12 protein-coding genes are annotated in these 12,523 nt (G+C 69.2%); 6 read left to right on the top strand and 6 right to left on the bottom strand.

The features are described 5' to 3' along the window. The first annotated feature begins 15 nt into the window (after nucleotides 1-15). Nucleotides 16-576 carry a telomere-protecting terminal protein Tpg gene (tpg, locus tag OHA81_RS33375; protein WP_329202961.1) on the top strand — a complete coding sequence of 187 codons (561 nt, stop codon included), beginning with the start codon at nucleotides 16-18 and terminating at the stop codon, nucleotides 574-576. 122 nt (nucleotides 577-698) lie between these two features. Here the strand turns inward: tpg and OHA81_RS33370 are convergent, their stop codons facing one another. The 3 genes from OHA81_RS33370 to OHA81_RS33360 all read right to left on the bottom strand — a co-directional run bounded on the left by OHA81_RS33370 (nucleotide 699) and on the right by OHA81_RS33360 (nucleotide 3,856). Then, nucleotides 699-1,076, bottom strand: coding sequence for a DUF6009 family protein (locus OHA81_RS33370; protein WP_190187537.1), 378 nt, complete (start codon nucleotides 1,074-1,076; stop codon nucleotides 699-701). Nucleotides 1,077-1,292: 216 nt separating this feature from the next. Continuing rightward, nucleotides 1,293-2,837 (bottom strand): DNA primase family protein, encoded by a 1,545-nt coding sequence (locus OHA81_RS33365; RefSeq protein ID WP_329202958.1) that lies wholly within the window; start codon nucleotides 2,835-2,837, stop codon nucleotides 1,293-1,295. Beyond that, on the bottom strand, nucleotides 2,834-3,856 hold the full coding sequence (locus tag OHA81_RS33360) for a bifunctional DNA primase/polymerase (RefSeq protein ID WP_329203376.1): 1,023 nt from the start codon (nucleotides 3,854-3,856) through the stop codon (nucleotides 2,834-2,836). The genes OHA81_RS33365 and OHA81_RS33360 overlap by 4 nt, the downstream gene beginning before the upstream one ends. A 1,090-nt stretch (nucleotides 3,857-4,946) precedes the next feature. On the opposite strand from OHA81_RS33360, the gene OHA81_RS33355 reads away from it, so the two are divergent. Further along, a complete protein-coding gene (locus OHA81_RS33355) occupies nucleotides 4,947-5,732 on the top strand; it encodes a DUF4190 domain-containing protein (protein ID WP_329202956.1) in 786 nt (261 codons plus the stop codon). Between the two features lie 383 nt (nucleotides 5,733-6,115). After that, the gene (locus OHA81_RS33350; protein WP_329202953.1) at nucleotides 6,116-6,664 is read left to right on the top strand and encodes a hypothetical protein; all 549 of its coding nucleotides are present in this window, start codon (nucleotides 6,116-6,118) and stop codon (nucleotides 6,662-6,664) included. 131 nt (nucleotides 6,665-6,795) lie between these two features. Here the strand turns inward: OHA81_RS33350 and OHA81_RS33345 are convergent, their stop codons facing one another. Then, on the bottom strand, nucleotides 6,796-7,359 hold the full coding sequence (locus OHA81_RS33345) for a hypothetical protein (protein ID WP_329202951.1): 564 nt from the start codon (nucleotides 7,357-7,359) through the stop codon (nucleotides 6,796-6,798). Between the two features lie 516 nt (nucleotides 7,360-7,875). On the opposite strand from OHA81_RS33345, the gene OHA81_RS33340 reads away from it, so the two are divergent. The 3 genes from OHA81_RS33340 (at nucleotide 7,876) to OHA81_RS33330 (ending at nucleotide 9,635) form a co-directional block, all read left to right on the top strand. Continuing rightward, nucleotides 7,876-8,310: a cupin domain-containing protein gene (locus tag OHA81_RS33340; RefSeq protein WP_329202949.1), complete on the top strand. Its 435-nt coding sequence runs from the start codon at nucleotides 7,876-7,878 to the stop codon at nucleotides 8,308-8,310. A gap of 221 nt (nucleotides 8,311-8,531) precedes the next feature. Further along, complete coding sequence (locus OHA81_RS33335; protein WP_329202947.1) at nucleotides 8,532-8,765, top strand: hypothetical protein; 234 nt, start codon at nucleotides 8,532-8,534, stop codon at nucleotides 8,763-8,765. A 15-nt stretch (nucleotides 8,766-8,780) separates the two neighbouring features. Next, nucleotides 8,781-9,635 carry a serine hydrolase domain-containing protein gene (locus OHA81_RS33330; RefSeq protein WP_329202945.1) on the top strand — a complete coding sequence of 285 codons (855 nt, stop codon included), beginning with the start codon at nucleotides 8,781-8,783 and terminating at the stop codon, nucleotides 9,633-9,635. Nucleotides 9,636-10,449: 814 nt separating this feature from the next. Here OHA81_RS33330 and OHA81_RS33325 read toward each other — a convergent pair. Then, on the bottom strand, nucleotides 10,450-12,201 hold the full coding sequence (locus OHA81_RS33325; RefSeq protein WP_329202943.1) for an ABC transporter ATP-binding protein: 1,752 nt from the start codon (nucleotides 12,199-12,201) through the stop codon (nucleotides 10,450-10,452). Nucleotide 12,202: 1 nt separating this feature from the next. Further along, entirely contained in the window at nucleotides 12,203-12,511 is a 309-nt protein-coding gene (locus OHA81_RS33320; RefSeq protein WP_329202941.1) for a hypothetical protein, read from the bottom strand. Between the last annotated feature and the right edge of the window lie 12 nt (nucleotides 12,512-12,523).

Raw genomic sequence — 12,523 nt, 5'->3', positions numbered from 1 at the left:
CGAGAGTAAGAACCCATGCCCCCCTCCGACATCGACGACAGCCTCATCCGCGCCGACGAGCAGAACTTCACCCGCCCCGTCCCCCGGTCCGCGGGCGCCCAGATGCGCTTCCTCGTCAAGCAGCTCAAGTCGACGCGGGAGACGGCCCGCCTGCTCGGCATCTCCCAGCGCACGGTCGAGCGCTACGTGAAGAACCAGATCCGAACACCGAAACCGGACCTGGCGACCCGTCTGGAGACGGAGGTACGCCGCCGCTGGCAGCCGCTGGTACGCAGGCGCGCCCGCGACCGGGCCGCCCGCACCACCGGCCTCGTCATCGAGACCCGCGCCCGCTTCGGCTTCACCGCGGCCCCCGGCACCACCGACGACGGCCGCATGCGGCGCATCACCCAGCACCTGCCGCCGGAGTACGCGAGCCGCCTCTTCACCGCCCAGGAGGCCGGCGCCACCGAAGCCCAGCTCCGCCAGATCACCGCCGAAGCCCTGCAGGAGATCTACTTCAAGGACAACGGTGCCCGCGCCACCGGCCTCCTGGTCGAGTTCACCGACATCGACTACGTCGACCTGGCCTTCTGAGGGACGACCCGCCGGGGGACCGGCTGAGGGACCGAAGGGACTGCCAGGGACCGAAGGGACTGAAATTCGCCATCAAAGTACGGCGCGTTTCAGCCACCCCACGCGCGCGGCCATCCGGTCGGTCAGGCCACGGTGGGGGCGGAGAGCCCTCGCTGCGAGCGTTCGGTCTTCCTGCCGACCTGCCTGGGCTGGATGGTCCGCGGGTCGACGGCCTCACCCGGCGCGCCTTCCCGGTACAGGCCCTCGGGCTGGGCGTCCCGGTCGTGCGGCAGGAGGTAGAAGACACGCCGCTTCTGCAGCCCGCTGTCGGGGTCCGCTTCCGCCGTGTCGCCGAGCTCGGTGAACCCGATCATCCGCCCGTCACGGTGGTAGCGCGGCTTCCCGCGCCGGCGCGGAGTCTTGTCCAGGGCCTGCCGTACGTAGTCGAGTTCTTCGGGATCCTCCAGCCACACCACTTTGACCTCGTGGGCGAGATCGCTTGCTGTCAGTAGCGAGCTCATGGCCTGGACCCTTCCTCGTGCACGTCGGCCCCGCGGGGCCCCTGGTTTCTCCGCGCCGCGAGCGACGCCGATGCCGGTATGCGACGGAGCCCCGTGGGCTCCCGCCGGCTGGTGGATCCGTTCATCATCCTTGTCCATCGTAGGTGTGCCCGCCCCGGGACTGCAGCACGCATCGACCAGTCACGCCGTAGTTGCCCTGTTCGCGTCACGTGGGACCTACTCTTCATCGGCCAGAAGGGCCAGCCCCGGATAAAACTTCTGCCCGTTCGAACGGAGCATCTCATTGGGCGAGGCCACGCCCACCTCGGCGCGGATGCGCGTGGCGAACGCGCGCGTCGTGGCGGGCCTCAGACCCTCCCCATCAAGGCACCAGGCACTGTAGGCGCGGTAGAGGGCTCCCTGTTCGACCTTGAGGTCGCGTGGATCGGGCAGTTCCGCGCCGGTCGTGCAGCATTCCGCGAGGAAGCGCCCGATGTGGTCCTCGGTCGTCGCGTAGGCCTGGGTGGCGGTGCGTACGACGCTGGGCCCCGTCAGGGGTGGTTTGTCGGCGAGGTAGGCCTTGGCTCCCTGGATCATCCAGTGCAGGATGCCCGGACCCTCCTCCTGTACGAGCGCCTCCGCCAGGTTGTCGATCTTCCGGTGGTCGGGGACGACCTTCTCGAAGGGGATGAGGCGGATCCGGCGCCAGAACGCGTGCCCACCGGTGCCCACTTCCGGGCGGTGGTTGCCCAGGAGCCACAGCTTGTGGGTCGGCTCGAAGCTGAAGAAGTCCTGCCGCATCCGCCGTGCCTTGAGCCGGTCGCCGCCCGTGAGGAGCTTGACGCGGGCCTCGTCGAACTTGTCGTGCGGCTTGAGCTCACTGCAGACGAACAGGCGCCGCCCGTGCAGTTCGGTCAGCTCGGTGGAGTGCTCGTTGAACTTGCCGCGCTCCATCAGGAACCCGGGCGGTGCCACGTCCGCGTAGTCACCGAGGATCTTGATCACGACGTCGAGCAGGGCGGACTTGCCGTTCGCGCCCACGCCGTAGAGGAAGGGCAGGACCTGGCCGCCCACATCACCGGTGATGGAGTAGCCGAGCAGGAGATGAAGAAAATTGATCATCTCCTTGCCTTTGTCGTCATCCCCGAATGTCTGCTTGAGGAAGGTGTGGAACCGCGGGGTGGGCATGGCCTCGGGCGCCAGGTGCGTGGCACGGGAATGCAGGTCGCGCGTCGGATTGGGCTTGTGCAGGTCGCCGGTACGCAGATCCACCACACCGGCGGGGGTGCAGAGCGCGTACTTGTCGCCGTCCAGCGTGTCCGGGTCCAACGCCAGTTCGGGCGACGCCTTCGCTTGCGTCAGCATGGCCTTGACGCCCGAGGTGGACATGGTGCGCTTGCGGTGCTGGGCCAGCTCCCGGTCGGTGAACACCCCGCGCGGATCGTGGGCGGGCAGATCCTCCGCCATGTCACCGGCGGCCCAGATCGCCGCCTTCTCCCCGCCGGTGCGCTTCCACCGGTACTCGTCCCAGACGTACCAGCCCAGACCCTCCACGTGCCGGAACCGGTCGTGGTGCAGGTGCGCGAACAGCTTCGCGTTGCCGCGATCGGTCAGGTTGTTCAACAACCCGGCCTGGATGAAGTCCGCGGCCCCGATGGCCGTGGGCGTTCCGCTCTGCTGGGCGGGCAGGCGTCGGCCCTGCGTCGTGGTGTCCGTCGTGAACGCGGCGAGCTGTTCCGCCGCCGCCTGGGCATTGAACCCCGTGCTTCCGGCGCTGCTCATGGGCGCTCCTTGGGGTGGATCGGCCGATCACTGCCGGCGCGCAACCCTGTGTCGACGATGAGGACGTTTCGGCGTGGCTGGTGGGGTCGCGCCTGGTTCGCGGCGTCGAGGAGCAGTTCCCGGGCCTCTGCCCCGGTGAGGTGGCCGGAGGCTGCCAGACCTCCGGCGGTGAAGGCGGCTCGGTTGAGTTTCTCGCTGAACGCCGTTCCCGCGGGACTGGCGCCGCAGGCACGGACTTCGTCCAGGAGCGAGGCCAGGACCCGCCGGCCGGCCTGCCGGGGGCCCTGGGGGCCCCGGGAGTCCCGGGTCTTCGGTCGCGGCATGGTGGGCTCCGCAGGGGCGGGCTGCTCAACTCTGTGGCCGGTGCGTACGAGTTCGGCGGTGAGCCACATCGGCAGGACCGCCGGCAGCCGGGCCCCGCCCAGCGCCTCGTAGACACCTGCGGCCGTGCGCGTCGTCGGCGCCACGATGTAGCCGCCGACGGCGCGGACGTCGACCTGCCAGGCGAGCGCGACCTTGGAGCTCGAACCACTGGAGCACCGCAGGCTCGGCCCGTCCTGGGGCGTGCGGTACCAGATGTGCATGCCCCCGGAGGGCGTGCGGACGCGCAGGGTCGACTCGTCCTCGCAGGGGTTGGGCACACCCCTGTACGCCGCCAGGAGCGCCAACGTGTCGAAGCCGCTGCTGAGTCCGGTCAGGTCGACGCGCTCGTCGATGGGGATCCCGGGCAGCAGCTTCTGCCGGTCCGGCAGCGGTACGGCGTGGGCGTCGACGTCGATGACCACCAGTCCGGCAGGTCCACAGGCGACACCGATCCCGAAGTCGGGGTTGGCCCCCCACCACTGGCGCACCGTTTCGGGGTCGGTGGTCGCCGCGTGGAAACCGTGGCACCAGCGCCCCCGGGCGTGGCACGGGCAGGCGTGGGGAGGGTGCTGCCCTTCCCGGCATTCGGAACAGTTCGGAGCGGGCGTCTTGGTCCCTGGCGCGAGGGGGTGGACAGGGTAGCCGCGCAGCGCCATCCACGTGGCCACGTCCAGTGCGGTCCCGCCATTCACCTCGTGTGGCGGGCTTTCGTAACGCACGGGCACTGGCTCTTCCTTGACGCGGTGTGAGGGGCGGCTGCTCCCAGCCCCTTGCTGCTCCCTTGAGTGGCCTTCCACCTGCAGCTCAGGGACCAGAGGGACTGAAGATTCACTATTGCGGAGGTTACCTCAGAGGTTGCGGCGGCTCAGGTTCAAATAGCCGCTGTATCGCCAGTTCAGTCCCTTCGGTCCCTCACTACGTGAAGGTATGGCCCGGTTCATCCAGGTAGGTTCCTCTTCTTCAACCGGCTGAGACCCGGGCGTGTCGCACTTTCTGGCCGAGAACTGACCATTGGTCCTCCCGCCCTTGAGGCGGGCTCGACCGGGACCCTGGTCCGACCCTGTCCCAGTCCGGTCCCTCACCCCCCGCCCCGGCGGCCGCCGCGGTCCGACGCACCTCAGGGTCTGAAAGCACCCCGACTCCGGTTCAGTCCCTCCCTGTTCAGTCCCTGGAAGAAACCGCAGGTCAGAAGGGCGAGAAGCGACTGACAGGGACTAAAGGGACTGAGAATCAGCTCTTCCACTTCTCACGTGTGCGTGTGTATGCGCGGGCGTAAGGACAGGTACCTAGATGCTTATGCGGCTCATAACTAGAGATTTGAGTCCCTTCGGTCCCTGTCCACCGGGGGGAGGGCCCCTGACCTGCAGGTTTATGCAGTGACTGAACGGACAGGGACCGAAGCCAGTCCACCGGCGTTCAGTACCTTGTCCTGGGGGGAGCGGGTACCGAGGGAGGGGGCCACCCCACCGGCCCCGGCCCCTCCACCCCCGAGCACCCCGGCCACCCCGGCTTTCGGTCCCTGAGCCCCTGCAACGCCCCCCGGGGCCCCAGACCCTGCCCCGGACCGGCCGGGAGCCCCACACCCCCGCCGAAGCCCCGAGGGGGAGCAGGTGACGGCCGCCCTCGATGCCACGCCCGGTCGTCGGCCGCCCCGGACACCATGCGACGATCAGACGCCCTCCGGCGGTCGCGGTGTCCCCGCCTGGCTGTTGGTTGCGTTCACCCCTGCACAAGGAGCTCCACCGCATGTCCATACCACCGCAGCCCCCGCCGCACCCCGAGCCGTACGGACAGCCGGGACCATACGGGCAGCCGGGGCAACCCGGGCCGTACGGCGGCCCGCAGGGCTGGTACGCGCCGCCGCTGCCGCAGCAGCAGACCAACGTGCTGGCCGTCGTCGCGTTCGTCATGTCGATCGTCTGCGCGCTGCCGCTGGTCCCGCTGATCCTGGGCATCGTCGCCCTCTCCCAGATCCGCACCCGCGGGGAGAAGGGCAAGGGCTTCGCCATCGCGGCGATCGTCATCCACGCACTGACCATCGCGTTCTACGCGATCTTCCTCACCCTGGGATTCTCCGGAGCACTGGACGACAGCCCCGCGCCCAAGCGCGACACGGGTGGCCAGGTCACCGGCTCGGGCTCCAGCAAGGTCAACGACCTCCGCATGGGGGACTGCTTCACCACGAACGGCGACCTGGCGCAGTACAAGGACAAGACCGAGGGCCAGGCCGCCTTCTCGGTGCGCGTCGTGCCCTGCAGCCAGCCGCACGAGGGGGAGGCGTACGCCGTCTTCACCCTGGAGAACGGCCCGTACCCGGGCAAGGAGAAGGTCGCCACGCTGGCCGAGGAGAAGTGCGGCGGTACGGACCTCACCGATTACGTGGGCAAGGACGCCAAGGTCTCGGACAAGCTCGAAGTGTTCTACTACTTCCCGCAGTCCACCACCTGGATCCTCGGCGACCGCAAGGTCACCTGCTTCGTGGGCGACACCAGCGGCACCAGCACCGGCTCGGTCCGCACCACCGGCTCCTGACCCCCCGGCCACCCCCGCCGACGCCCCGACGGCGCGACCGGCCCGGACAGCCGCAGGCGGGGGAGTGGCGCCTGCGTCGCGTCGGCCAGCTCCGGAACCAGTTCCGGGAGCCGGCGCTCTCCCCCTCCTTGACCGTGGCGTTGAAGCCGGAGCCGGTGCTGATGAGGGTCCACAGCGCGGTGATGCTGGTGCCGCGCGAGGACCGGGCACCCCGTGCCGGGCGGTGTCGCAGTCGTGCGAGGACCGGGAGGACCCTGTCAGCCCGCTGGCGCGGGCAGAGGTAGGCCAGGCGGCGTGACCTGTGACAGGTGATCTTGACCGTTTGCCCTGTGCGTTTGACCAGGCGAACAGCTCCGCAGCGGGGCTGGCTATTCTCAGCCTCCATGACCGATGACGCTGACGCGCGCAAGCGCCCTTTCCTCGTTCTGCACGACTACGGCATGGGCGGTTCGTGGTGGTGGGTCCAAGCGCGTTCCGAGCGGGAGGTCCTCGAAACGTTCGCCTGGGTTGAGGTGGTCACCGACCCGGACACTGTGGCTCGGTTCCAGGATGAGGGCCTGGAGGAAGTCGACATCGACGGTCCTCGAATGCCTCCAGGACTGGATGGTCTGCGCGCCGAGCGAGACGCCCAGCGTGAGTGCGAAGGCTTCGGTGTGCTTGCGGAGAGGGACGTCGTGTTCCTGCGGCGTCGCTGGGACGAGGAGAACGATGAAGCAGTCGTATATCTGATGGAAGTGGGGTCCGATGGGCGTCGGATTCGCCAAGTGGAACTCGCCGAGGACGGAACCGCCGTGCGAAGTGGCCCTGACGACTGGCCGTTCAACCCACCGATCGTGGACCTCTTTGACCCTGCGCTCTTGAGACAAGAGATCAGCCGGAGAGAGTTCGAGGAGCACTGGGCGACGGCTCGCCAGGCAGATGCCGGGTCGTAGGGGCAGAACCGGTCGGCTCACCCGGTTCATCGGCGCCGTCCGCGATACGCCACGCCCCGAACGTGGCCTCGACTGGTGAGCTGGCGTCTTCGGGTGTGTCCTCTCCATCCCACGTCAAGAGTCACACCACGTCAGGCCTTGGACTGGCCGTTGACGCGGTACTCCTCGGAAGGCATCGAGTCCCATTCAGTATTCGCGCCGTCGCGCGTCACCATGAACAACGGAGGCGATCGGAGGACCTGCCCGACCAGTTGCCCGCGCATCACGACCCCGGAATCATCCGGCGCTGCGTAGCCCTCGGGTGTGTAGCAAAAGTGCACGTCCATTGCCTCGGCATGCGCGATTGCTTCGCTTTCCAGCTCCGACAGGTCTCTCCCGACCAGCGCAAGACCGTCGTACGCGATCTGAGGTCCGTGCACGGCGTCGGCAGCTATGCAGAACAGCCCCACAGCTCGGCTCACATAGGCCGTGACGGCAGGCGATGAAGGAGCCACCCCGCGACGGTGGACTTCGACCTTCCAAGTCGGCGTGAGGATCGCGTGGTCCCGTGCACAATCGCTGACCTTCGTCTGGCCGAGCATCTCAGCAGCCTCGACTACTTCGGCGACGGTCATACCGAACCGGAGCGGTCCGACGCCGACAGCCGGCGAATAGCACCACTCGTCCCGTTCGGCGACTGCGGTCTTGAACCTCACAGCCGCTCCGTGAGAGACACCTGAGACTTGCCGCCGCCCATCATGCCAATCGCCGACCAGCACACTGCCGGGTGCCGGCGGGCTCGCGCAGATCACTCAGCGCGAGCCCCCTCTGGGCTCGGCCGCGAGTATGCGACACCTGAACATGCGAGCTCACCAGTCTCGCCCCCGACGTCCCCCGCACCCGTACCCAGGGACACCGACCGTCTGACCCACTGCGCCCGGGCCCGCCGCGACCCCTCGTCTAATTCCCGGCTCCACACCGGGGGACCACCGCCACGCCACTCGCTCAGCCGCGCGTCGCCGGTCAGCCCCCGCGAGTCTCCTTTCAGCGCGTACAGCCAAGCCAGGCGCACGCCGTGACTGCGAACTCACCCCTGTCGCCAGTGGACGCGCCGACGGGGCTCGACGGCGACCCGTTCACGACGGACCGTTTCCCTCCACACAGCCCTGGTCCTGCCTGCCGCGCGCACGTCGTTGCCACCCCAGGACGGCATCATGGGCCAGGATGCAGGTATGGGTGATATCTCCCCGCTGGTGCAGCACCTCGGACTGGAGCCGCACGCCGAGGGCGGCTGGTTCCGGCAGACCTGGCAGACCGGACCGCAAGCCGTCCCTGACAAGCGCCGCGGGCTCCGCCCCTACGCGACCGGCATCTACTACCTCCTCCACCCCGGCGAAACCTCCCGCTGGCACCGCGTACGTTCGGACGAACTGTGGCTCTGGCACCGGGGCGGCCCCCTCACCCTGTACCTCGGCGGCACCGCAACAACGCCCGACGAGAGGCCCACCGCCGCAATGCTGGGGCCAGACATCGAAAACGGACAGCAGCCGCAACTCCTCGTGCCGGCCGAGGTCTGGCAGACGGCAACACCAGCCGGCCACGAACCGGCCCTGGTGTCCTGCGTCGTCGCTCCCGGCTTCCACCCCCACGACTTGGACACCCTGTGATCCGCTTACACCCTTCCCCGAACGCCGTACGCGCCCAGGTGCCCTGACAGCCTCATACGACCGAGAGGCGGGCCGGGGCGGGCGTGCGACGGTGGCCGATCTATCAGCGCCAAATCGCGGGCGGTTGCCGGGGCACATCCGGGCGCTCGCGGTCCCGTTCCCCTCTACAAGGTCATGGGGAGGAATGGCAGGACGGCACGGCCCTGTTCTCCGTCATGAGGGTGCCGGAGTTCGAGCTCCCCGGCTGGTCGCACTCCGCCTACGAGAACGACATCCTGGTGGTTCTCACCGGTTTCGCCCTGACTATGATCGCCTGCGACCTGATCTTCCTCTGGAGAGCTCTCGACCGTCTCATCGGCCGGGTCCGCAGCCGGCGAGACCGGACTGCCGAGCCGGCCGCCGCGGCTGAGGAAACCAGGGACAAAGGGGCTGTCCATGAAGCGGAACTGGTCTGATGGGGGTGGAGGCGCGTGCTGACGGCCACCTGCCTGCTGGGCGGCCCGGGAATCACCGACCGGACCACCCACGGCCATGACCCGGACCGCTTCGTCCAACTGGGCTCCCTCAGCAAGGTGATGACGGGAACCGTCATGATGCGGCTGAGGGACCAGGGGGTGATCGACCTCGATGCCCCTCTGCAGGACTACCTCGCCGAAGTACCCCGAGGCACCGGGATCACCCTGCGGCACCTCGCCGAGCACACCTCGGGGCTGCCACGCCTTCCACCCGGCGACACCGGCCCTGCCGACGACCCGTACGCCGGTTTCAGTGATGTCGCACTCAACGAGCTGCTGCACGACCTGGACGGGGTGGCGGTGGAGCCGCCGGGCACCGAAACCTACTCCAACCTCGGGTACGCCGTGCTCGGACGGGCACTGACCGAGGTATCGGGCCGTACGTATCAGCAGCTGGTGGACGAGTGCGTTCTGGAGCCCCTCGGGCTGGAGGCGGGCGCCGTCACGGCGCACCCCCCGGCCGACCGGCGACTGGTGGCACGCACCCTCTTCGGCCGCCCCCGCGCCCCGTGGACCCTGACCGGGCCGATCCTGCCCGCCGGCGGCCTGTGGTCCACCCCGCGGACCGTGGCTTCCGTCGTGGTACGCCTCCTGGTCGAGCACAGACTGGGGCCGCCGGCCCCCACCTGGCGCAGCGGGGGGAACTCCTCGCTGCTGTGGCACAACGGAGCCACGCGCGGGGCGTCCGCCATCGCCGTGGCACACGACGACGGACGCTGGCTCCTTCTCCATCGCCTGAGCGGCAACGGTGCGCGTACCGACCGCATGGCCATCAAGGAGTTCGAGGCGTCGGCCCCTTCCAGGACATGACGCTTCTCCTACCGCCCGCTCGGGTCTCGCCGACGGTCAAGGCCCGCAGCGCTCGGTAATCCTCTTCGTCGAGTGGGACGAGGCGATGCCGGTAGGCGCTCGCCTCCCCCTTTGCCGCCGCCTCGTCCCCTCGTCGCGCTCGCCGATCGGCTCGGGGTTGCTGTTCCCGGTGAACCACCAGCCGGTGTGCTTCGCATTCTTCAGGACGCCTACCTAGCACCTATCGAAGAGGAGAACACCTCCTGATCGGCCTGCTACAGACCGCCGCCCCCAACATGCTGCGGCCCACTGGCGACGCGGGGTCAGTGCTCGGCCGTGTCTGTGCCGGTGCCCAGGGGGCGCCGGCCTCGGGAGCGGTGCGCGGCCACGGGTGTCGTGCCCGGCGCCTCGGCGAGCTCGGCGGCGAGGCGCCGGGGCGGCCGACGGCCGGTTGTGCTAGGAGAGTTACGGGGCGCGGGGCGGTGCCCAGGGTGCGGCTTCGGTCATTTGCCTAGTCCGCCCTTGGCCCCGCACTGCGCCAGCTGCCCGACGGCACCGGCTGGCAGCTCCCCTTCCACCTCCAGGACACCGTCGACGCCGCGAGCCTCGTCCACGGCGACCACTGGAAGCAGTGGCTCACCACCGACTGAACTCGTGATCTACGGCCTGCGCATCAGGACCTCCCCGTCGACCACGCCCAGGCCAGTGCTCCCAGCGCCCGGCACGCTCTACCACTCACTGCGAACCGACCACTTCGTTCAGCAGACCGGACCCCGGGGCTGCACCACTACGGACGGCCAGTTCCTCGCGAGCGTCCGAAGACTGCCCCCGCTGCCTACGAGGCGGAGATCAGGGACTGGCTGGTGACCAGTTCCCGGTACGGGGCGCACTCGTCCATGAGGGCGCCGTGTGTCCCCGCATCCACCGCTGTTCCGGCGGCGAGCATGATGACGTGGTCGGCGTTCTGCACGGTCGAGAGCCGATGGGTCACGACCAGGACGGCCCGGGTCGCGGCCATGTCGTCCACGACCTGGCGGAAGCGCTCCTCGTTGATGCTGTCCATCTGGGAAGTGGGCTCGTCCATCAGGACGATCTCGGCGTCGGTGAGCAGGACGCGGGCAAGGGCCAAGCGCTGTCGCTGCCCGCCGGAGAGGTCGTTTTCCCGGCCCAGTACGGTGTCCAGGCCGTCCGGCAGGGCTTCGATGTCCTCTCGCAGTCCCACGGCGGCCAAGGCCTCGGCCAGTTCGGAGTCGGAGGCCGGACGACCGCACCCGAGCTGCAGGTTGTCGCGGACCGAGCCCTCCAGCAGGGTGAACTGCTGGTCCACGTACGCGATGCGGCGGCGCAGGTCGTCGAGGGGCCAGTCCCCGACGGGATGTCCGAGGACGGATATCCGGCCCCCGTCCGCGTGCACGAAGCGGTCGATGAGGTTGAGGGCTGTCGTCTTTCCCGCTCCGGAGGGCCCCACGAAGGCCGTCAGGCCGGTACGCGGCGCGCTGAATCCGAGGCCGGCGAGGGTGGTCGTACCGGTGTAGGAGAACGACACCGAGTCGAAGACGACTGCCGGTGCCCCTGGTACCGGCTCGGGGCGGGGCGTTCCGGGGGACCTGTCGTCCGATTCCTGTGGCAGGGAGAGCAACTCCTCGAAGCGCACCCGGGCGGCGAGCCCCGCCTGCAGGCGGCCGATACCGGTGGCGACCACTGTGACCGGCCCGACCAGTTGCAGGAGGTAGAGCAGGAACGCCGCGAAGTCCGGGGCGGACAGCTTGCCGTCGGCCATTCGGGCGCCACCGCCGATGATCACCGAGACCAGGGCGATCTGCTGTCCCAGCCCCATGACGGGAGAAATGAATGACTGGAGCCGGGCTCCGGCCAGGGAGGTCGAGGTGAGCTGCCGGGCGTCCTCGCCCAACCGGTCGGCCGCCCCGCGCTCGAAGCGGTAGGCCTTGATGGTGGTGAGCGCGGACAGGTAGGTGGTGAAGCGCTGGGCGAGTTCGCCCATGGCGCCCTGCTGTTCGACGACGTTGCGCTTGACGCGCACCAGGACGAACCCGATGGCGATGCCGGCGACGGCGAAAGACGCGATGCTGATGAGCACCAGCGCCCAGTCCAGGAACGCCATGACCGCCAAGGTGGCGACGACCGTCAGGACGGCGAGCGGCAGCTGTACGACTCCCACGTCTATGACGGCCCGCAGCAGGATGGCGTCCGAAGTGATCCGGGCCACGAGGTTGCCGATGCCCTGGACACGGAGGGTGGCCATGGGCAGCCGCAGCGCGTGCGCCATGACACGGCGGCGCAGTCGCAGGATCATGTGCTCGCCGACCCTGGCCAGGAGGTAGCCCGAGACCGCCAGCGTCACCGCTGCGGCGAGCGCCGCACCCGCCATCATCAGAATGGGGCGCACGATGGGTTCGTCCTTGGCGAACGCGTCGATGACCTCCTTGACGATCAGTGGCACGGCCAGGGTGCCGGCCGTCGAGACCAGGGCCAGCAGCAACGCCACGGCGAGCATGCCCCGGCCCGAGGCGAGGATGTCGGCACCGATGCGAACGTTTGCCCGAGGCCGGCTCGTGGACAGCGGCACCTCAGCGCTCCGCCGCGAGCGTGACCAGAGCGACCGCCTCGCCGAGGCCGAGACTCGGAACGGCCTGGCGAAGCTTCTTGATGGTGCGGGCACTGGTGTCGCCGGCGGGGACGCCGGCTTCGTCGAGGTACTGGCGTGCCCAGCGGACCTTGATGTCGGTGTCGCTGTGTCGGTACTCGTCTAGCAGGGACAGGGCGCGGCGCAGCCCGGGGGCTTCGGACGCGTCCGCGGTCGAGGCGGCCTGCTCGATGGCAGCCCGTACGGGGTCGAGGTCGTGGAGGACGACGAGGTTGATGCCGTGGGTTTTCACAGGAGGCTCCTT

Origin of the sequence: Streptomyces sp. NBC_00667 (assembly GCF_036226825.1) — a bacterium.
In the GTDB taxonomy this organism is placed as follows: Bacteria; Actinomycetota; Actinomycetes; order Streptomycetales; family Streptomycetaceae; genus Streptomyces.
Note: the sequence above shows the minus strand (reverse complement) of the source record. Positions and strands in the feature narration are given on the sequence as shown.